The sequence below is a fragment of the Eoetvoesiella sp. genome (assembly GCF_035555955.1).
In the GTDB taxonomy this organism is placed as follows: domain Bacteria; phylum Pseudomonadota; class Gammaproteobacteria; order Burkholderiales; family Burkholderiaceae_B; genus Eoetvoesia.
The window spans coordinates 1-20,292 of the sequence record NZ_DATMGA010000058.1 but is presented as its reverse complement, the minus strand read 5'-3'; the positions used below and the strand labels follow the sequence as shown (position 1 = coordinate 20,292).

19 protein-coding genes are annotated in these 20,292 nt (G+C 63.8%); 11 read left to right on the top strand and 8 right to left on the bottom strand.

What is annotated here, in order from left to right; translation table 11 throughout:
* Window positions 1-108: 108 nt before the first annotated feature.
* Together VNT00_RS13845 and rfaE2 are read left to right on the top strand one after the other, a co-directional pair.
* Window positions 109-966, top strand: a complete 858-nt coding sequence (locus tag VNT00_RS13845) for a ferritin family protein (RefSeq protein ID WP_325588437.1) — start codon at window positions 109-111, stop codon at window positions 964-966.
* Between the two features lie 6 nt (window positions 967-972).
* Window positions 973-1,455, top strand: coding sequence for a D-glycero-beta-D-manno-heptose 1-phosphate adenylyltransferase (gene rfaE2 / locus VNT00_RS13840; RefSeq protein WP_325588435.1), 483 nt, complete (start codon window positions 973-975; stop codon window positions 1,453-1,455).
* Between the two features lie 78 nt (window positions 1,456-1,533).
* Here rfaE2 and VNT00_RS13835 read toward each other — a convergent pair whose 3' ends face one another.
* The 6 genes from VNT00_RS13835 to VNT00_RS13810 all read right to left on the bottom strand — a co-directional run bounded on the left by VNT00_RS13835 (window position 1,534) and on the right by VNT00_RS13810 (window position 8,474).
* Entirely contained in the window at window positions 1,534-2,922 is a 1,389-nt protein-coding gene (locus tag VNT00_RS13835; RefSeq protein WP_325588433.1) for a TolC family outer membrane protein, read from the bottom strand.
* Window positions 2,923-2,926: 4 nt separating this feature from the next.
* Window positions 2,927-3,607, bottom strand: a complete 681-nt coding sequence (locus VNT00_RS13830; RefSeq protein ID WP_325588431.1) for a protein-L-isoaspartate O-methyltransferase family protein — start codon at window positions 3,605-3,607, stop codon at window positions 2,927-2,929.
* Window positions 3,608-3,786: 179 nt separating this feature from the next.
* Window positions 3,787-4,602, bottom strand: coding sequence for a bifunctional hydroxymethylpyrimidine kinase/phosphomethylpyrimidine kinase (thiD, locus tag VNT00_RS13825; RefSeq protein WP_325588429.1), 816 nt, complete (start codon window positions 4,600-4,602; stop codon window positions 3,787-3,789).
* Entirely contained in the window at window positions 4,599-5,417 is an 819-nt protein-coding gene (locus VNT00_RS13820) for a thiazole synthase (RefSeq protein ID WP_325588427.1), read from the bottom strand. Before VNT00_RS13820 ends, thiD begins: the two co-directional genes overlap by 4 nt.
* Window positions 5,418-5,607: 190 nt before the next feature.
* A complete protein-coding gene (locus VNT00_RS13815) occupies window positions 5,608-6,585 on the bottom strand; it encodes a cobalamin-binding protein (RefSeq protein WP_325588425.1) in 978 nt (325 codons plus the stop codon).
* The gene (locus VNT00_RS13810) at window positions 6,573-8,474 is read right to left on the bottom strand and encodes a TonB-dependent receptor domain-containing protein (RefSeq protein ID WP_325588424.1); all 1,902 of its coding nucleotides are present in this window, start codon (window positions 8,472-8,474) and stop codon (window positions 6,573-6,575) included. Before VNT00_RS13810 ends, VNT00_RS13815 begins: the two co-directional genes overlap by 13 nt.
* Before the next feature lie 544 nt (window positions 8,475-9,018).
* Here VNT00_RS13810 and metH point away from each other — a divergent pair.
* A complete protein-coding gene (metH, locus tag VNT00_RS13805) occupies window positions 9,019-12,792 on the top strand; it encodes a methionine synthase (RefSeq protein WP_325588422.1) in 3,774 nt (1,257 codons plus the stop codon).
* Between the two features lie 27 nt (window positions 12,793-12,819).
* Window positions 12,820-13,650, top strand: a complete 831-nt coding sequence (locus VNT00_RS13800; protein ID WP_325588420.1) for a helix-turn-helix transcriptional regulator — start codon at window positions 12,820-12,822, stop codon at window positions 13,648-13,650.
* Between the two features lie 61 nt (window positions 13,651-13,711).
* Here the strand turns inward: VNT00_RS13800 and VNT00_RS13795 are convergent, their stop codons facing one another.
* A complete protein-coding gene (locus VNT00_RS13795; RefSeq protein WP_325588463.1) occupies window positions 13,712-15,100 on the bottom strand; it encodes a DHA2 family efflux MFS transporter permease subunit in 1,389 nt (462 codons plus the stop codon).
* A gap of 131 nt (window positions 15,101-15,231) precedes the next feature.
* Here VNT00_RS13795 and VNT00_RS13790 point away from each other — a divergent pair, with 131 nt between their 5' ends.
* From VNT00_RS13790 to VNT00_RS13775, 4 genes are all read left to right on the top strand, one after another.
* Window positions 15,232-15,420 carry a DUF3460 family protein gene (locus VNT00_RS13790; protein ID WP_325588418.1) on the top strand — a complete coding sequence of 63 codons (189 nt, stop codon included), beginning with the start codon at window positions 15,232-15,234 and terminating at the stop codon, window positions 15,418-15,420.
* Window positions 15,421-16,299 carry a segregation and condensation protein A gene (locus tag VNT00_RS13785; protein WP_325588416.1) on the top strand — a complete coding sequence of 293 codons (879 nt, stop codon included), beginning with the start codon at window positions 15,421-15,423 and terminating at the stop codon, window positions 16,297-16,299.
* A gap of 18 nt (window positions 16,300-16,317) precedes the next feature.
* Window positions 16,318-17,160, top strand: a complete 843-nt coding sequence (gene panC / locus VNT00_RS13780) for a pantoate--beta-alanine ligase (protein WP_325588414.1) — start codon at window positions 16,318-16,320, stop codon at window positions 17,158-17,160.
* Window positions 17,161-17,265: 105 nt separating this feature from the next.
* Window positions 17,266-17,514: a response regulator transcription factor gene (locus VNT00_RS13775; RefSeq protein WP_325588412.1), complete on the top strand. Its 249-nt coding sequence runs from the start codon at window positions 17,266-17,268 to the stop codon at window positions 17,512-17,514.
* A 111-nt stretch (window positions 17,515-17,625) separates the two neighbouring features.
* Here the strand turns inward: VNT00_RS13775 and VNT00_RS13770 are convergent, their stop codons facing one another.
* On the bottom strand, window positions 17,626-18,333 hold the full coding sequence (locus VNT00_RS13770) for a hypothetical protein (protein ID WP_325588410.1): 708 nt from the start codon (window positions 18,331-18,333) through the stop codon (window positions 17,626-17,628).
* Between the two features lie 140 nt (window positions 18,334-18,473).
* Between VNT00_RS13770 and VNT00_RS13765 the strand changes: the two genes are divergently transcribed.
* The 3 genes from VNT00_RS13765 to zapD form a co-directional block, all read left to right on the top strand.
* The gene (locus VNT00_RS13765; protein ID WP_325588408.1) at window positions 18,474-19,274 is read left to right on the top strand and encodes a prepilin peptidase; all 801 of its coding nucleotides are present in this window, start codon (window positions 18,474-18,476) and stop codon (window positions 19,272-19,274) included.
* 13 nt (window positions 19,275-19,287) lie between these two features.
* On the top strand, window positions 19,288-19,896 hold the full coding sequence (gene coaE / locus VNT00_RS13760) for a dephospho-CoA kinase (protein WP_325588406.1): 609 nt from the start codon (window positions 19,288-19,290) through the stop codon (window positions 19,894-19,896).
* Window positions 19,897-19,946: 50 nt separating this feature from the next.
* The coding region (zapD, locus tag VNT00_RS13755; protein ID WP_325588405.1) for a cell division protein ZapD at window positions 19,947-20,292 on the top strand (346 nt) is incomplete at its 3' end.

Here is a 20,292-nt window from a genome sequence, read left to right as displayed (position 1 = left end):
GTTCACACCCGGGCGTTCGGCCTTCGCGGAAACCGCCGTCGTCCCGGGACCGGCTTGCTTTCGGATCGTGTATTCGAAGGTATAAACAATTACACAAGAGAGATCCATATGCTTTATCCTGAACTGTTCAAATCAATGGAAGCGGTGCGCTGGAACATGGCGTCCGACATTCCATGGGACGATTTCGACGGCAGCAAGCTTTCGGACGATCAGGCATACACGATCAAAATGAATGCCATTACCGAATGGGCGGCCCTGCCGGCCACCGAAATGTTCCTGCGCGACAATCGCGACGACAGCGATTTTTCCGCCTTCATGTCCATTTGGTTCTACGAAGAGCAAAAGCATTCGCTGGCGCTCATCGAGTACCTGCGCCGCTTCCGGCCGGAACTCGTGCCCACCGAGCAAGAGCTGCACAATGTGCGCTTCGAGTTCGACCCGGCCCCTGCGCTCGAGACCCTGATGCTGCATTTTTGCGGCGAGATCCGCCTGAACCACTGGTACCGGCGGGCGTCCGACTGGCATACCGAGCCCGTCATCAAAAGCATTTACAAAATCATCGCCCAGGACGAAGCGCGCCACGCCGGTGCCTACCTGCGCTACATGAAGCGCGCCCTGGTGCACAAGGGCAGCGAGTTCGGCCAGCAGGCCAGGCTGGCGTTCGCCAAGATCGGCGTGCTCATGGCGTCGGCCCACCGCACGCCGCAGGCGCTGCATCCCACCAATCTGCACGTCAACAAAGACATGTTCCCCAACGACACGGTGCAGTCCAAGCTGCCGTCGCCGGGCTGGCTCGAGAACTGGCTCGACAACCAGATCCTGTTCGACAAGGAATGGGAAGGCAAGGTCAGTTCGCGCATTCTGCACAATATGTCGCTGCTCATGGACACCACGTTCAATACCGTGCAAGACCTGAATCGTTATCGCAAGGAAATCACCAAGTCCCTGCCGGCCGTGGCGGCATAAGCGCGCATGGCAGCGCGTTTCGAAGCCAAGATGTTGAGCCGCGACGAGTGCGTGGCGGCGGCGCGGGCCGGCACGCTGACACGCCCGTTGGTCTTTACCAATGGCGTGTTCGACATCCTGCACCGCGGGCATGTCACCTATCTGGATGCCGCCGCTCAGCTCGGGGCGACGCTGGTCGTGGCGGTCAATACCGACGAATCGGTGCGCCGCCTGGGCAAGGGGGCCGACCGTCCCCTCAACCGCCAGGAAGACCGCGCGGCCCTGCTGGCCGCCTTGGAATGCGTGTCGGCGGTTACCATGTTCAGCGAAGACACGCCCCAGGCGCTGATCGAGCAATTGCGGCCCGACATCATCGTCAAGGGCGGCGACTACAACATGGAAAGCCTGCCCGAAACCGCCAGTGTCAAGAGCTGGGGGGGCAGGGCGGTAGCCATTCCCTTCGAGTTCGAGCGCTCGACCACTGCCTTGCTGCGCAAGATTCGGGGCTGACGTTACGCGCCGGCCTGCGCGAACCAATGGCCTGTCAATAGAAGCGGGTGCGTTGCGCTTTTAGGGCTGGGCGTGTTCTTAGTCGTCAAGCGTCGGATTCAGGCCCGGCCGCGTGTCTGCGGCGCCCCGTCCTGTTTCCAGCAACCGATTGACGGCCACGATATCCGATTCGTTCAGTATGCCGCTGCTGGCCTTGAGCCTAAGGCTGTGCATCAAGGTGTCGTAGCGGGCGCGAAACAGCGCGCGCCGCGTTTCGTACAACTGCTGTTGGGCGTTGAGCACGTCGATGTTCACGCGCACGCCGATTTCGTAGCCGGTTCTATTGGCGTTGAGCGAGGCCAGGCTGGATTTTTCGGCGGCCAGAAGGGCTTCGATCTGGGCCAGGCCCGAGGTGACGCCCGAGAAATATTGCTGGGTCGATTGCACCGCCTGGCGTTTGGCGGCTTCCAGTTCGTAGCGGGCTTGTTGCAGGCGCGAAGTCTGCTCGCGGACCTGCGACGACACTTCGCCGCCTGAATAAATAGGGATGGAAAGCTGCAGGCCTACCGTGGTGTCGAGCGAACGGGGTCCGTTTTGCACCCCGTAGATGCCGCGGTCGCTGGTGCTGCCCGTTTGGGCGTACAGGCTCAGCGTGGGAGCGTGCCCGCTTTTGGCGATATCGATTTGCTTTTCGGAAACCTTGGCGGCCAGCCGGGCGCGAGCTACGGCAAGGTTGGCCTGCGAGGCCTGGGCCGTCCAGTCGCCCAGATTGCCGGGCCGGGGCGGCGGCAGCCGGGTTTTGGCGTTCAGGCCGGCAAGCTGGCCGGGAGGTTCGTTGATGATCTTGGCGAGCTGGTCCTGGCTGACCTGTACGGCGTTGTGCGCCTGCAGTTCGCTGGCGTTGAGCAGGTCGAGCCGCGACTGGGCTTCATAGGTGTCGGCAATGGTCGTGCTGCCGAGCTCGAATCCTTTTTTCGCCGCCTGCAATTGCGCGGCGACAGCCTGCTTCTGGGCCTGCAAGGTGCGCAGCGCGTCCTGTGCCGCCAGAACGTCGAAATAGGCCTGCGCGACGCGCAGGATCAGTTCCTGGTGGGCTTGCCGGGCGCCCAGCTCGGCCGAGCGGGCGATGAATTCGGACTGCTTGAGCCTGTCCCAGTCGCCGAGGTTGACGATGGGCTGGGTAAGGGTGAGGTTCCACAAGCCGCGCGTATCGGTCGAGCCGTGCTGCAGGTTCTGCAGGCGGCGCGTGTTGTCCACTTCGGCCGCGCCGCCGGCGGTTATGTAGGGCAGCAGCCTGGCCCGGGCCTGGGGGATTTTTTCCTGTTCGGCGCGGCTTTGGGCCCGAGCGGCCGCGTAGATGGGGTCGCGCTGCCGGGCCGCGTTCCAGATTTGCAGCAGATCTTGCGTGGTTTGCGCATGGGCGGGGAACAGCCCGCCCGCGAGCGCCAGCGCCGCCAGGCCGACGCCTACCGAGAGCGGCGCAGGCATGAGCTTAGAACTTGAACGTGGAGACCGCGGTGCCGCGCAAGGGCTTGATGACGGTGTCGAACAGGCCCACGGTATCGAAGCTGGCTGCGCTGGTGCGGGTGATGCGGTAGGCGGTCATGACCGGGCCCTGCCCCACGACCACCACCATGCGCCCACCGATGCACAACTGGTATTTCAGGGCATCGGGCACGGCGGGGGTGGAGCCGGTAAGCAGGATGGCGTCGTATTCGGCGGTTCCCCAGCCGGCGTGGCCGGCGCCGATCTCGACCTTGACATTGCTGACCTGGTTGCGCTGCAGGTTTTGCTCGCCGAAGGCGGCGATGCGGCTGTCGATTTCGATGCTGGTGACCTGTTGCGCCAGATGCGCCAGCAAGGCGGCCTGGTAGCCCGAGCCGGTGCCGACTTCCAGCACGCAGTCGTTGGGCTTGAGCAGCAGTTCCTGCGCGAGGCGGGCTTCGACCCGCGGCGCCAGCATGGTTTCGCGGGTATCGTGGGCGTTAAGCGTGATGGGCAGTTCGACGTCGGAGAAGGCCAGGGCTTGCAGGCCCGGCGGGACGAAGCGTTCGCGGCGAACGGCGAACAGGGCTTGCAATACGTTTTGATCCAGCACGTCCCAGGGGCGGATTTGCTGCTCGATCATATTGAAGCGGGCTTGTTCGATGTCGGAAAGAGCTGTCACGTTCATGAGTATGCAGTACGAAAAAAGCTTTTTGCCTTGGGGCGGCCCGGCGGCAAAAAAACCGGAGAAAGAATTTCCTATTGTACTAATTTGGCGGGTCAAAGGGACGGCCCCGCGTTTCCCGCAAGAACAGGGGGCGTCAAAGGCGTGCGTTGCTGGCCTGGCCGGGCACCGCCCTTGGGCTACTACGCGGGCCAGAGGGCGTGGAAGTGATGCACGGGGCCGTGGCCGCTGCCCACCTGCAACTGCCCCGAATGCGCGATGGCGGCCACGAGGTAGGCCTTGGCCTGGCGCGCTGCCTCGGGAACGTCGGCGATGCGCGGCAGCAGGGCCGCCAGCGCGGCCGAAAGCGTGCAGCCGGTGCCGTGCGTATTCTTGGTGTCGATGCGCCGGCCAGGCAGTTCCAGCATGCGGTCGCCGTCGTGCAAGAGGTCGATGGTGTCATTGCCCGGCAGGTGCCCGCCCTTCAGAAAGACCCAGCGTTCGCCGTTGTCGTGCATCAGGCGCCGCAGCTTTTCGGCCACGCGGCGCATTTCCTTGACGGATTCCACAGGCGACGACTCGAGCAGGACGCCGGCCTCGGGCAGGTTGGGGGTGATCACCGTGGCCAGGGGCAGAAGGTGGTCGCGCAGTTCCTGGATGGCCGATTTCTCCAGCAGGGCATCGCCGCTTTTGGCCACCATTACCGGATCCAGCACGATATGGGCGGGCTTCCAGTGGGCCAGCCTTTCGGCAACGGCCCGGATGACGGGCTGCTGGCCCAGCATGCCTATTTTCACGGCATCGATGCGCACGTCGGCGAACAAGGTGTCTATTTGCTGTGCGACGAAGGCGGGAGGAACCGGGCAGACGCCGGTGACGGCCTGGGTGTTCTGGGCGGTAAGCGCGGCGATGACCGCCGTGCCGTAGGCGCCCAGGGCGCTCATGGTCTTGATGTCGGCCAGCACTCCGGCGCCGCCTGAAGGGTCGACGCCCGCAATGGTCAGCGCGTTGGGAATCATGATGCCGAAGTGGTTTGCGGGCTGACGGACTGGAGCAGGCCTTGATCGGGCGAGCTGGGGTCGGCGCTGTAGTATTTGCGCGGCATGCGGCCGGCCAGATAGGCTTCGCGCCCCGCCTGGACGGCTTTTTTCATGGCGCTGGCCATGAGGACGGGATTGCGCGCCCCCGCAATGGCGGTGTTCATGAGGATGGCGTCGCAGCCAAGCTCCATGGCCACCGCGGCGTCCGAGGCGGTGCCCACCCCGGCGTCCACCAGCACGGGCACGGTGGCCTGGTCGATGATGAGGCGCAGGTTCCAGGGGTTGACGATGCCCATGCCCGAACCGATCAGCGAGGCCAGCGGCATGACCGCCACGCAGCCCATGTCGGAAAGCATGCGGCACTGTATGGGGTCGTCCGTGCAGTAGACCATGACGTCGAAGCCGTCGTCGACCAGGGTTTTGGCGGCTTTCAGGGTTTCGGGCATGTTGGGGAACAGATTGGCCTTGTCGCCCAGCACTTCCAGCTTGACGAGCTTGTGGCCGTCGAGCAGTTCGCGGGCCAGGCGCAGCGTGCGCACGGCGTCGTCGGCGGTGTAGCAGCCGGCGGTATTGGGCAGGATGGTGAACTTTTCGGGAGGCAGGAAATCCAGCAGATTGGGCTCGCCCGGATTCTGGCCGATATTGGTGCGGCGTATGGCCACGGTCACGATTTCGGCTCCGCTGGTTTCGATGGCCTGGCGGGTTTCTTCGAAGTCTTTGTATTTGCCGGTGCCGACGAGCAGGCGCGACGAGTAGTGGCGGCCGGCAAGGGTAAAGATGTCTGTGTTCGTCATGGTTTGCGTTGCTGGGGATGCGATAAGGAATCGGTGTGCAGTGTGAAAGGATAATCCATTTGGCGGCGCAGCGGGCCGGATAGCGGCCTGCCGGCCCGGCTTGCCGAAGCCACGGCGCCGGTGCGCCGCATTGATGATGGGCAAGGCGTCTGTTTGCCGCGCGGTCCGGCCGCCGCGTGCTACAGGCGTCTTATTGCTGTTTCCGGCGCGCTTCGTCCAGGTCCGCGCACAGCGCCTCGGCCGCGTCGACAAGCCTGGGCCCCGGGCGGAACAGCCAGTCCGGGTTCACGTTGTAGACATGATGGTTGCGTGCGGCCGCGAGCTGCAGCCTGGTCCAGTCCTGGATGCGCTGCCGGTAGCGGGCGGGCGAGGGCTCTGTGGTGATGATGGCGTCGGGCTGTTTCACGATGAGGGTTTCGGCGTCGATCTGCGGCGCGGCTGCTTGCGTGCCGGCGAACAGGTTGACGCCGCCGCAGGTGTGCAGGACGTTGTTCAGCAAGGGGTCGCGGCCTATGGTGTACAGCGGCGAAGCGCCCACCTCGATGAACACCGTGACGGGTTGTGCGTGGGCGTATTTTTCTTGCAGGGAATGAATGCGCTGCCGTAGCGCCCGCGCGGCGGGTCCGGCTGTTGCCTGTGTGTTGAATATCTGGCCGAAGCGCTGGATTTGCTCGGGAATGTCCGCAAGTGTCTTGGGGCTGGAATAGATAAGTGGAATGTGCAGCCGGGCCAGGCTGGGCGCCAGGGTTCTGGCGGCGCCCGAGTCGTGCCAGCCGATGACCAGGTCGGGGTTCAGCGTCAGCGCTTTTTCCAGGCTCACGTTCAGGCCGTCGCCGATTTTGGGAATGCCGGCGGCAGCGGGCGGGTAGTCGCTGCTGATGACGGTGGCAACGATATGGCTGCCCGCGCCGGCGGCAAAGACCAGTTCGGTGATGTGGGGGGTGAGCGTGATGGCCCGGCTTGCGTGGATGGCCGCCGGAACGCGCGGCGATTCATTGAAGCCGCCGGATGCATGGGTGGCAGGCGTGTCCGGCCCGACGGCTTGCGCCAGGCCTGGAAGCGGGCCGGCCAGGGTCGCAATCACGGCGGCCCTGGCCGCCGATGCCAGGCGGGCCCTCAAGCCGCGCCGTTCGCCGCGGCGCGTTTGCGGCGGCTTTACATTCGCCATGCCAGGTTCACGAACACATTCGAGCCGGGCGTGTTGTAGCTGTACGGCGCAAAGTACAACGCGTTGACGTAGTCCTTGTTCAGGACGTTGTTCCAGCGGACCTGGACGGATACGTTCTTGGTGAAGTCGTAATTGGCGGTCAGGTTGACCAGGCCATAGCCGCCCAGGCTGTTCTGGTTGGCGGCATCGTCGTAGCGCCTGCCCACGAACATATACTCGGCGCCCAGGGTCCAGTGCGCGATGCGATGATCCGCATTCAGCCGGTACACCTGCCGCGCGCGGCGGCTCAACTGGTTGCCGGTTTCATCGTCCCTGGGGTTGCTGAAATCGGCGCTGGCGCGAACGGTTGTCGCCCCGAAGCGCTGTTCGCCGGTAAGCGTGATACCGCGTATGGTTGCCGCGTTGACGTTCTCGGGGCTGTTGAGCGCGCAAAAGCCGAACGCATCGTAGGTCTTGCAGGCGTTGCCGTCGATCAGGTCGCGGATCTTGTTTTGGTAGACCACGAGTCCCAGCTTGGTGGTTTCGGTCTGGTAGCGCAGGCTGGCTTCGACGTTGCGCGACTTCTCGGGCTTGAGGTCGGGGTTGCTTTCGTAGTTGTAGTACGGGCTGTACAGGGCCGGATAATACAGGTCGTTGAACGAAGGAGCCTTGAAGCCGGTGCTGCCGGCAACGCCGACGCGCCAGGCATTGTCGATGTCGATGTCGTAGGCCAGGCCGCCCGTGGTTTCGTTGCCATAGCCCGAGATATTGTCGTTGCGCACGCTGGCCTGCACATGGTGGGCGCCGAAGTCGCCCCGGTAGATTAATCCGGCGGAGTTCGTGTTGCGCGCGTCGTTGTCGTAGGCGGTGTCGCCCGAAATCCGCTCCTCGCGGCGCTCCAGGATCAGCGACACGTTCTGGCCGGGGGCCAGCTTCAGGTTGTTCTGCCAGCTGTAGTTGCGCTGCAGGCTGCCGATGGAGCCGCTGTCGCTGCCATCCACGGACTCCCTGGTGAAGCCGAAGCGCAGGACGCTTTGCCAGTAGTCGGTAATGTCGTCCGTGCTGGTGATGGCGTAGATTTGCTGGCGCGTGACGGCATAGGCGGGATCCAGGCTGGCCAGGTAAGCGTCCGTGTCGGCATGGGTGTAGCCGTCGTAGGCGGTGAATCCGATATGGTGGCCGGGACGCCAGCGGTATCCCAGCGAAGCCGACAGCGAGCGTTGCGTATAGCCGTCGCTGTCCTTGCTGGTGTCGGGTGAAGCAATGGAGTTGAAGCCGCTGCTGTCGGCCAGGCTGGCCGAAATGCCGTAGTCCCAGCCGTCGCTTGCGCCCGAAAGTCCCACGCTGGACTTGAATGTGCTGTAGCTGCCGAGCCCGATGTTGCCGAAGGCGCTCAGCGGGCGGTCCTCGCCGGACTTCTTCGTGATGATGTTGATGACGCCGCCGATGGCGTCCGAGCCGTACAGGCTGCTGGCCGCGCCGCGCACGATTTCGATGCGGTCGATGGTGGAGGGGTCGATGGCGTTCCAGTTGACGCCGCCGCTGGCGGCCTGGTTGATGCGCAGGCCGTCCACCAGGACCAGGGTCTGGTTGGCGTTGGCGCCGCGCAGGAATACGCCCGTAGTGGTCTGCGGGCCGCCGCTGTTGTAGGTTTCTATGCCGTGGTGCTGTGCCAGCACTTCGGCCAGGCTGCTTTGGCCGGCTTGCTGCAGCTCCTGGCTGTCGATGACGGTGACGTCGCCGATGGCATTGTTTTCGGGCTGCTCGATGCGGGCGGGGGTGACGACGATATTCTGCAGTTGGGAAACGGATGCAGGAGCTTGGGCGCTTTGGCTGGTCTGGGCCGTTGCGGCCAGGGGCAGTGCACAGGCCGCGACGGCAAGCGCATGCAAAGGAGATTTCGGATTCATGGTTGGACCTGAAGGGGGCGCGCGTCCCCGCACGCCCTTGGTGGGTAAATCGCCGCGCGCGGTTCACCCGTATTGACGGAATGGCGCTGGGCGGCGAGCCGTTTGTTGGGGCCGGTGTCGGGCTGGCATGCGCGGCATGCCTACCGTTGCGGGGGCAGCACAGCTTGCGCGCTCAGGTTGCCTGTTGGCGCGTTCTGTTTCCCGTTTAACTTTCGCAGGGCCGATCGCCGTCGTAGGGCGGCGTTGTGGGGTTCGGCTCCGAAAGCACCTCAATCAGGCAGAAATTTACCATGCGATGGCCCGGCGCCGCTTCTGCATGATTTCTCCGCATGGTTAGCTTGAGTTTTTTTCATGCTGCCGCCTGCCCAGTCCGGAAAACCCTGGAAACATGGGCCATTGGCTGCGTAAAAGGCGTTAGCCCGAAAGGGTTACACATGTAGTTTGGCGGCGAAGCCGATACAATGCTTGATTCCCTTTTTATTTTTGGAGCCCGCGCGGCCATGTCCGGCGCGGCTTTCCGCTTATTGTCATTCAGGTAATCCGCGTGTCCTATCCAGCCTTGCCCTATCCTATATCCGACTACACCCGCGGCGCCGACTTCGCGCGCCTGCTGGGTTCGCGCATATTGATACTGGACGGGGCCATGGGCACCATGATCCAGCAGCACAAGCTTACCGAGGCGCAATTCCGTGGCGAGCGCTTCGCCGACCACCCCAAGGACGTGCGCGGCGACAACGAGCTGCTGTCGCTGGTGCGGCCCGACATCATCGCCGACATCCACCGGCAGTACCTGGCGGCGGGCGCCGACGTCGTCGAAACCAACACCTTCGGTGCCACCTCCATCGCCCAGGGCGACTACGGGCTAAGCGAAATCGCCTACGAGCTCAATCTGGAATCGGCCAGGCTGGCGCGCGCGGCTTGCGACGAGTTCAGCACGCCCGAGCGGCCGCGCTTCGTGGCCGGCGCCCTGGGGCCTCAGCCCAAGACCGCTTCCATCTCGCCGGACGTCAACGATCCGGCGGCGCGCAACGTCACGTTCGAAGAGCTGCGGGCTGCCTATACCGAGCAATTGAACGGTCTGCTCGACGGCGGCATCGACCTTGTTCTCATCGAAACGATCTTCGACACCCTGAACGCCAAGGCCGCGATATTCGCGGTCGAAAGCGTATTCGAGGAGCGCGGCGTGCGCCTGCCTGTCATGATCTCGGGTACGGTCACCGACGCCTCGGGCCGCATTTTGTCGGGCCAGACCGTCGAGGCGTTCTGGAATTCGGTGCGTCATGCGCGCCCCATCACCATAGGCCTGAACTGTGCGTTGGGCGCGGCGCTGATGCGCCCGTACGTGGCCGAGCTGTCCAAAATCTGCGATACCTACGTTTGCGTGTACCCCAACGCCGGCCTGCCCAACCCCATGGCCGAAACGGGCTTCGATGAAACCCCGGCCGACACCTCCTCGCTGCTCGAGGAATTCGCCCAGGCGGGGCTGGTGAACATGGCCGGCGGCTGTTGCGGCACCACGCCCGACCACATCCGGGCCATTGCCGAAAAAATCGCCGCCCTGCCGGTGCGCGAGGTTCCCGTCATTCCGGTCAAGACCCGCCTGTCGGGCCTGGAAGCCTTGAACATCGACGAGGACTCCCTGTACGTCAACGTGGGCGAGCGCACCAACGTGACCGGCAGCAAGATGTTCTTGCGCCTCATCCGCGAGGAAAAATACGAAGAGGCGCTGGCGGTGGCCCGCCAGCAGGTCGAAAACGGCGCGCAGATCATCGACATCAATATGGACGAGGCCATGCTGGACTCGGCCGCCTGCATGCACCGTTTCCTCAATCTGATCGCCTCCGAGCCCGATATCGCCCGGGTGCCGATCATGATCGATAGTTCCAAGTGGCATGTCATTGAAACCGGGCTGCGCTGCGTGCAGGGCAAGCCCGTCGTCAATTCGATTTCCATGAAAGAGGGCGTCGGTCCCTTCCTGGATCAGGCCCGCCTGTGCCGCAAGTACGGCGCGGCGGTCATCGTCATGGCGTTCGACGAGCAGGGCCAGGCCGACAGCCTGCAGCGCCGCAAGGATATCTGCGGGTTGGCCTACAAGCTGCTGGTCGAGGAAGTGGGTTTCCCGCCCGAAGACATCATCTTCGACCCCAATGTCTTCGCTATCGCCACCGGCATCGACGAGCACAATCACTATGCGGTCGACTTCATCGAGGCGACGGGCTGGATCACTCATAACCTGCCGCACGCCCGCGTTTCGGGCGGGGTGTCCAACGTCAGCTTCTCGTTCCGCGGCAACGAGCCCATGCGCGAGGCCATCCATACCGTATTCCTGTATTACGCCATCAAGAACGGCATGACCATGGGCATCGTCAACGCCGGCCAACTGGGCGTATACCAGGACATCGACAAGAAATTGCTGGACCTGGTGGAGGACGTCGTGCTGGATCGCCCCGAGCCTCTGGGCAAAACCGACCCGGCCGACGAGCGCACGTCCACCGAACGGCTGGTCGAGTTCGCCGAAAGCATCAAGGGTTCGGGCGTCAAGAAGGAAGAAGACCTGGCGTGGCGGACCCTGTCGGTCGAAGAACGGCTCAGCCACGCGCTGGTGCACGGCATCACCACGTTCATCGTCGAGGACACCGAAGAAGTGCGGGCCAAGATCGCGGCGGCGGGCGGCAGGCCCATCCAGGTCATCGAAGGTCCGCTCATGGACGGCATGAACGTGGTGGGCGACCTGTTCGGCGCCGGCAAGATGTTCCTGCCCCAGGTGGTCAAGTCGGCCCGGGTCATGAAGCAGGCCGTGGCCCATCTCGTGCCTTTCATCGAAGAGGAAAAACGCCAGATCGCCGCGGCGGGCGGCGACGTGCGCTCGAAAGGCAGGATGGTCATCGCCACCGTCAAGGGCGACGTGCACGACATCGGCAAGAACATCGTCACCGTGGTCATGCAGTGCAATAACTTCGAAGTCATCAATATGGGCGTCATGGTGCCCTGCGCCGAAATCCTGGCCAAGGCCAAAGAGGTCAACGCCGACATCGTGGGGCTGTCGGGCCTTATCACCCCCAGCCTCGAAGAAATGGCGTACGTGGCTTCCGAAATGCAGCGCGACGAATACTTCCGCAGCCGCAACCTGCCCCTCATGGTGGGCGGCGCCACGACCAGCCGCGTGCACACCGCCGTGAAGATCGCCCCCAACTACGAAGGGCCGGTCATCTATACGCCCGACGCCAGCCGCGCCGTGGGCGTCGCCACCAACCTGGTGTCGGACAACGTCGATGCCTTCCTGGCCGAAATCCGCGAAGAATACGAACTGGTGCGCACGCGCCATGCCAGCCGCAAGGAAACGCCGTTGGTTCCCCTGGCCGAGGCCCGTACCCACAGGCCCAAGATCGATTGGGCCAATTACGTGCCGCCTCGTCCCAAGTTCATCGGCCGCCGCACCTTCGAAAACTACGACCTGAACGAAGTCGCGAAATACGTGGACTGGACGCCGTTTTTCCAGACTTGGAGCCTTTTCGGCCAGTATCCGGCCATTCTCGACGACAAGGTCGTGGGCGAGCAGGCCCGCAAGGTCTTCGAAGAAGGCCAGGCCATGCTCAAAAAGATCATCGACGGCCGCTGGCTCAGGGCCAGCGGAGTGGTGGCGTTCTACCCGGCCAACACCGTCAACGACGAGGACATCGAGGTGTATGGCGACGAGTCGCGCTCCGAGGTGCTGTTCACCTGGCGAAACGTGCGCCAGCAGACCGTCAAGCGTGAAGGCGTCGACAACAAATGCCTGGCCGACTACATTGCGCCCAAGTCCAGCGGCGTGGCCGACTATATCGGCATGTTCGCGGTAACCGGCGGGCTGGGCATGGAGGTGCACGACGAAGCCTTCCTGGCCGACAACGACGACTACTCCAGCATCATGCTCAAGTCGGTGGGCGACCGCCTGGCCGAAGGTTTCGCCGAATGCCTGCATGCGCGCGTGCGCCGCGACCTGTGGGGGTATGCCGCCGACGAAGCGCTCAGCAACGACGACCTGATCGCCGAAAAATACCAGGGCATCCGTCCCGCCCCCGGCTACCCGGCCTGTCCCGAGCACGTGGTCAAGAAAGACATGTTCCGGGTTCTGGACCCCGAGGAAATCGGCATGAAGCTGACCGACAGCTTCGCCATGTACCCAGCATCCAGCGTGTCCGGCTTTTACCTTAGCCACCCCATGTCCCAGTACTTCAATATCGGCCATATCGGCGCCGATCAGGTCGAGGACTACGTGAAGCGCAGCGGCCGCAGCGAAGAGGACGTGCGCCGTTCGCTGGCCAGCGTGTTGCGCTAATAGCGGCTTTCGGCGACGATGGCGGCTATGACAGCTTCCGACGCTCCAACCGGCCACCCAGGTTCCGAAAGCCAGGCCCGCTCGACCCGCCACCGGGCGCTGGGCGATTTTCTGCGTAGCGTGCGGGCGCGGGTGTCCCCCGAAAGCGTCGGTCTGCCCAGCGGAACGCGGCGGCGCACGCCGGGGCTGCGGCGTGAAGAAGTCGCCCAGCTTTGTGGCATAAGCGTTACCTGGTACACCTGGATCGAGCAGGGCCGCGACGTATCCGTATCGGCCAGCGTCTGGAGCCGCCTGGCCAATATCCTGCACCTGTCGCGGGCCGAACGGCATTATTTGTTCGAGCTGGCCGAAAGCGCCGACCCCGAGCATGGGCGCGAACAGGGCGAGGCCCTGCCGCAGGGCCTGGCTCAATGCGTGCGCAGCATCACCGCGCCGGCCTACATACTCGACCGCTGCTGGAACGTGCTGGCGCGCAACGAGCCTTTGCTGCGCCTGTTCGACGGCTGGCCAGACCGCTCCGAACAGCCCAATTTGCTGCGCTATATTTTCCAGGATCCGGCCGCTCAGCAATTGGTGGTCGACTGGGAATCGCGGGCGCGGCGCGTGGTGGCCGAGTTTCGCGCCGACGCCGCGCCCTATGCGGACGAGCCCGACCTGCGCGAGCTGATCGACGAGCTTTCTCGCGGCAGTCCGGTCTTTACGCACTGGTGGACGCGCCAGACCGTGGTGGAACGCGAGGGCGGCCGCCGCGAGTTCCGGCATCCCGACATGGGCATCGTACATTACCAGCAGATCACCTTCCGCCTGGCCATACGACCCGACTGCAAGCTGGTGATGCTGCTGGACGATTCCGCGTAAGCCCGCTGCCGCTGTTCCGGCGTCCTGCGTTTTACGCCAGGGTTGTTACGCGCGCCGGCCGCTAATTCCGGGCGCGGCGCTTTTTCCGTTCGCGATTGAGGTGTTCGGCCGTGTTGGCGGGCAGGCGGGCGAACGACAGCGAAGCCAGCATGGCCAGCAGGCCGATAATGAAGAACCCCCACATGACGTCCACGCGCTCCAGGTGCGCGGCGTCGCGCCAGGTGATGCTCAGGTTCAGGATCAGCGCCGCGCATCCCACCCCCAGGCTGATGCCCAGTTGCTGGGCCATGGCGGCGAAGCTGCTGGCGCGGCTCATGTCGGCGGGCGTCAGGTCGGCATAGGTCAGGGTGTTGACGGCGGTGAATTGCAGCGAACGGAATGTGCCGCCCAGGAACAGCACGGTAACCATCAGCCAAATTGGTGTATCTTCTTGGAAAAACCCGCAAAACACCACGAAAAGGCCGGTTATCAGGGCGTTGTAGGTAAGTATGGGCTTGAAGCCGAACCGTCCGATGACGTAGGTGACGATGACTTTCATGAACAAGGCCCCCGCCGCGCTGGTAAAGGTGATCATGCCCGCCGCGAACGGCGTCATGCCGAAGCCCACCTGCAGCAGGATGGCCAGAAGGAAGGGCGTGGCGCCGACGCTGAAGCGGCACAGGTTGCCGCCCAGGATGGAAATGGCGAAGGTCTGGGTGCGCAGCAGGGTCAGGTCGATGATGGGATGGGCGGCGCGCCTGGCATGCCAGATGTACAGCAGCCCGCAAGCCAGGCCCGTGCCGAGCAGCAGCGCCACGTTCTGGCGCGACACGTCGCTGCGGCCTACGGCCTCGAAGCCCGACACCAGCGCGGCCAGCGAAATGCCGCTAAGCAAAAAACCCGGCCAGTCCAGCTTGTTGGGGGCCTCGGGCTCGTCGTGCTGGATGAAGCGCAGGACCAGGGCGATGCCCAGGATGCCCACGGGAACATTGATGAGGAATATCCAGTGCCACGACGCGTAGGTGACCAGGAAGCCGCCCAGGGGCGGCCCGATGATGGGGCCGAGCAAGGCGGGCATGGACAGGAAGGACATGGCCTTGAGCAATTGGTCCTTCGGGGTGATGCGCAGCATGATGACGCGTCCCACCGGAACCATCATGGCTCCCGCAATGCCTTGCACCACGCGGGCAATGACCAGTTGCAGAAGGCTGTGCGACGATGCGCAGCCCACCGAGCTGACGGCGAACAGCACGATGGCGGCGATGAAGACCCGCCGGGCGCCGAACCGGTCCGCCGCCCAGCCGCTGATGGGCACGAAGACGGCCAGCGCCAGCAGGTAGCTGGTGATGGCGACGTTCATCTTGATGGCGGTGGTGTGCAGCGATTCGGCCATGACGGGCAGGGCCGTGGCGACGACGGTGGCGTCCAGCATCTGCATGAACAATGCGCATCCGACGATGAAGGGAATCATCCGGATGGCGGTCTGGTCGGCCTTGGATGGTTTGCCGGCGGATTTTGTAACGGTGTCGATGGGCATGCGACATTCTAACTTCGTTCGTCTGAAGTAAACTTGAGTTTCTCCGGTTAAATTATTCAAGCATTATGGCCAAGCATTACGAGTCGGAAATCACCCAGTTCCTCAACCAGTACAAGCAGCAGCACGCCGGCACCGAGCAGCGCCAGCGCGAGGGGCGCGCCCGCCTTTGGGACAAGCCCATCGACCAGGAACTCCAGGACGGTTTTCGCGCGGGGCGCGTTGCCCAGCAGCCGTACGTCTACCAAACCGACTAAATGGCACAGTCTGGAGTTTCGGCTGCCGAGATGCAGGCCTTGGTGGATCCCAAGGTCGACAGCACGCCCAATGTCGTCGACAGCGTGGCGCTGGCTCGTCTTTACGGCGAGCCTTTGTTTTCCATGCCGCAAGACCTGTACATCCCCCCGGATGCGCTCGAGGTCTTCCTGGAAACCTTTCAGGGCCCCCTCGACCTCTTGCTGTACCTGATACGCAAGCAGAACTTCAACGTCCTGGACATTCCCATGGCCGAAGTCACGCAGCAGTATCTGTCGTATGTCGAGCAGATCCGCAACCAGAACCTGGAGCTGGCCGGCGAGTACCTGCTGATGGCGGCCATGCTTATCGAGATCAAGTCGCGCATGCTGCTGCCCATCAAAAAGACGGACACCGGCGAAGAGCCCGATGATCCGCGGGCCGAGCTCGTGCGGCGTTTGCTGGAGTACGAGCAAATGAAGCTGGCTGCCCAGAAGCTGAACGAGCTGCCGCAGATCGGCCGCGACTTCCAGCGCACCCATGCGTTCATGGATCTAAGCGTGGAACGCATGCTGCCCGACGTCAGTCCCGACGACCTGCGCCAGGCATGGCTCGATATAATGCGGCGTGCGAGCCTGAACGCGCATCATCGCATCACCAAAGAGCATTTGTCGGTGCGCGAACACATGACCCTTATCCTGCGCCGTCTTGGCGATGTGCGGTTCATGGAGTTCACCGAGCTGTTCAACGAGCGCATCAAGGACGGAGACACCGTGGCCGTTATCGTGGTGCATTTCCTGGCCATGCTCGAGCTGGCGCGCGAGACGCTGCTCGAAATCACCCAGGCCGAGCCCTATGCGCCCATTTATGTGCGGTTGTCGTATATTAGCGCCGCGGCGTAAACAGGACGGAGATATTTCTTGAAAGTAGTTCATACGGTTGAAGAATTGCGCGACCAGTTGCGCGGACAGTTGCGCGCGGCCTTTGTGCCGACCATGGGCAATCTGCACGAGGGGCATCTGTCGTTGATGCGCATGGCCCGCCAGCACGGCGATCCCGTGGTGGCCAGCATCTTCGTCAATCGTCTGCAGTTCGGCCCCAACGAGGATTTCGACCGCTATCCGCGCACCCTGCAGGCCGATATTGAAAAACTCGAGCGCGAACGCGACGTCTATGTGCTGTTCGCGCCCAACGAAACCGAAATGTACCCCGAGCCGCAAAGCTTCCGCATCCAGCCTCCGGAAGACCTGGGCGGCATTCTCGAAGGACATTTCCGCCCCGGCTTTTTCGATGGGGTCAGCACGGTCGTGATGAAGCTTTTTTCCTGTGTGCAGCCCAGCGTGGCGGTATTCGGCAAGAAGGACTACCAGCAATTGATGGTAGTGCGCAAAATGTGCCGCCAGTTCCAGTTGCCGGTACGCATCCTGGCGCATGAAACCGTGCGCGATACCGATGGGCTGGCGCTGTCGTCGCGCAATATGTATTTGTCGCCGGCCGAAAGGGCCGAGGCGCCTCAGTTGTACGCCGGCCTGCAGGCCGTGCAGGCCCGCATCAAGTCGGGCCAGGCCGATCTGCGCGATATCGAGGGCGCCGCCGCCCAGGCGCTCGAAAAGCGCGGCTGGAAGGTCGATTATCTGGCTTTGCGCCGGCAGCACGACCTCAACGAGCCCACCACCGAGCAAATCCAGCAGGGAGAACCGCTGGTGGTACTGGCCGCCGCCAAGCTCGGCAATACCCGCCTCATCGACAACCTGGAAATCTAGCTTCTTCCGCGTTGCGGTTCTGTAAGAAATGACAGGCGACAGCCTAGGGGTTGTGTGACAGAATTTTGCTGAAGATTCGTGTCCAACTCGTGGAAGGAGTGTCTCATGGCAATTGCGCCCCCGCCCGACAACCCACTGTATTCAGCACTTACGCCGCGTGAATTCGACGTCATGCATTATGTGGCCGAAGGCACGCCAAACAAGGTAATCGCCGCCGAACTGGGTGTCTCGCAGCGCACCATCGAGGCGCATCGCGCGCGCATCTTCCAGAAAATGCAGGTCAGAAACGCAGTGGAGCTTGCCCGCTGCATGCTGCAGCGTCCGCCCAAAACCCAAGCCTCCCAGTCCTCGTAGTTGCGCGTCGAGCCGCGGCAGCCCGTGCGCAACGGCGCGCGGGCTCCAGGCGGCTCATGGGCAAAAACCGTTCCCGCATCGGGCCTGGCCATTGGCGCCGGTGCATGCGCGTCAGCCGCGGCACTTCAGGGCCGGATGGCTGGCCAGTTCGTCGATGCCGTCGATATTCGCCTGGCGCGTCAGGTGGTAGTTCAGCGTGGGCTGGATGTCGTTGACGGCATTGATGCGCAGCACGTTGTCGTTGACGAAGGTCAGGCTGGCGTTGCGCCTGCCGTCTTGCGATTTCAGCAGAATGCGCCACGGATCCATGCCGATGGGGCTCCAGCAGCCCAGTTCCGCGATGGGCGCTTTCTTGCCGGTGGCCGGTTGCAGAATCTGCGTGCGCGAGCGCCATTCGCCGTTGGGCGCCAGGGTAAGCGTGACGCGGGCGGCGGTGCAGGCGGATTCGCCCGTCAGGCATGGCACGGTGCCCAGAAAGGTTTTGGCTTCCATCAGGGGGCGTACGACCGGGGTTGCCGCGGCGGCGCTTTGCTCGCCTGCTTCAGGTGCGGTATCGCCGGGCTTGGGTTTTTTCTCGGTGTCGCCGAAACCCAGCTGTATTTGTGACGGCGCGCGCGCTGTATTGCGGCCCTGGGCTTGCTGCTGGGCATCGCTCAGGGTGTTGTCGTGGCCGGTGTTGTAGTAGCCCGGGCTGCGCTGTTGGGCACAGCCGGCCAGCGCCAGGGCCAGCAGCGCCAGGCCCAGGCCGGGCCGCGCGGCCGGGCAAAACTTGTTCAAGGCGGATACGGGGCGTAACGCGGTCGCGGCGGAGGCGGGCATGGCAAATTCCATCGAATGGTTGAGTTTTTCATATTCTACGCATATATCCAGTTTGCCGTATGGCTCGCGCGCGCCCTGCGCCCTGTCTGCGGCGCGGCTGGTTTCGCCACAGGCAGGGAGGGTTCTTGGGGAGGCCGGAAATGCCGTGGCTGTGGACAGTCGATAGCCTGATGTGCGGGCTGGCGGCCGGGGCGGCCGGCGCGGCGGCGGGGTGGGGGTGCGCCGGCTTTGCCCTGCATTGTTGCCGCCTGTTGGCGCCGGCGGCCCATGTCAGGCCGGACAGGGTCGGGATATTGTCGCCCGAGACAGCGGCAAGCATGGCCTGGCGAGCCGGCCTTGCCCGTATCCGCGGGGCGAGGCGCAGGCCTGTCCGCCGCCGAGCCTGCGGGGCAACCGCCTGGCTGATGCCGGGCATGGCTGGCTTGTCGGCCGGCATATTCTTTCTGCTGGCCGTCCGGCACGGCTTTACATGGGTTTTTTTGACTGCCGCCGCGGCGGCTTCCGGCTTGCTGGTTCTGGCCGTCATCGATGCCCGCACCGGTTTGTTGCCCGATGCGCTCAATTTGCCGTTGTTGTGGGCTGGCCTGGCCCAGGCCTGGCTGGCGGGGGCGGCCTCCGTCCATGCGGCGGTGGCGGGAGCCATGCTGGGCTACGGCTTGCTGTACGGGCTATGCCTGGGGTTCGGGATGCTGACGGGCCGGGACGGCATGGGGCACGGCGATTTCAAGCTGGCGGCGGCCCTGGGCGCCTGGCTCGGCCCCTGGACACTGCTTCACGCGCTGTTGGGCGCCAGCCTGCTGGCCGTCGTGTACGCGGCGTGCCGCGCCCGAACCCGCAGCTTGTCGGCGGTGCTGCCTTTCGGGCCCTTTCTGGCTGCCGCTGGAATTTCGGCCATCGTCCTGCTTCCTGAGTTACATTTAGGTTTTTGGCGCGCGGATTGACGGGGATGGCGTTATGTACAGGATCGGGCTCACTGGAGGAATAGGTTCGGGCAAAAGCCGCGTGGCCGAGCTTTTCCAGGAGTGGGGGGCGGCGGTCATCGATACCGACGTCATCGCGCACGAACTTACCGCCCCCGGCGGCGGCGCCATCGAGCCGATACGGTCGACCTTCGGGCCGGGCGTGATTACGCCGCAAGGCGCCCTGGACCGTGCCGCCATGCGCGAAGCGGTGTTCCAGGACCCATCCGCCCGTTTGCGGCTTGAAGCGATTCTTCACCCAATGATAGGTCAAGTTACACAGGCCCGGGCTAGCCAGGCAAAGGGGTGTTATCTTGTATTCGTGGTGCCCTTGTTGGTAGAGTCGGGGCGTTGGCGGGACAAAGTCGACCGCATCTGCGTGGTCGATTGCGATCCGGCCACGCAGATCGCCAGGGTGCGGGCCCGCAGCGGGCTGACGCCCGAGACTATTGCGCGTATCATGTCTGCGCAGGCCTCTCGCGAAGAACGCCTTGCCGCGGCCGACGACGTTGTGCTCAACGATGCGGGCACTACCCTGGCGGCCCTTTCCGGTCGCGCGCGCGCGTTGCACGAAAGCTGGTGCGCCGCCGCGCAACGCGGGTGAAGAAGCTAAGGTCAATCATCAACTATGAGCTAATAAAGGTTACTGGTCGCGTGATTCTTTACGAGTATCCATGCAACGAACGAGTCAGAACCCTGCTGCGGGTCGAGCACCTTTTCGGCAGGCTGTTTTTCTTCGCGGATGGCGATAACGTCAATCACCATCAAATCGCGTTGGCCACCTTGTTCGACCTGCTCGAAATCTCCGACCGCACCGATCTGCGCGGCTCCGTGCTGCAAGACCTGGAGCGCCAGCGCGTGGCATGCAACGGGCTGCGCCAGCATCCGGGCGTCGACGTCCAGGCGCTGGATAAAATCGTGGCCGAGCTGCAGACTGTGGCCGCGGAGCTTGGCGCGCAGGGGCGCATAGGCCAGGTGCTGCGCGACAACGAATGGCTGG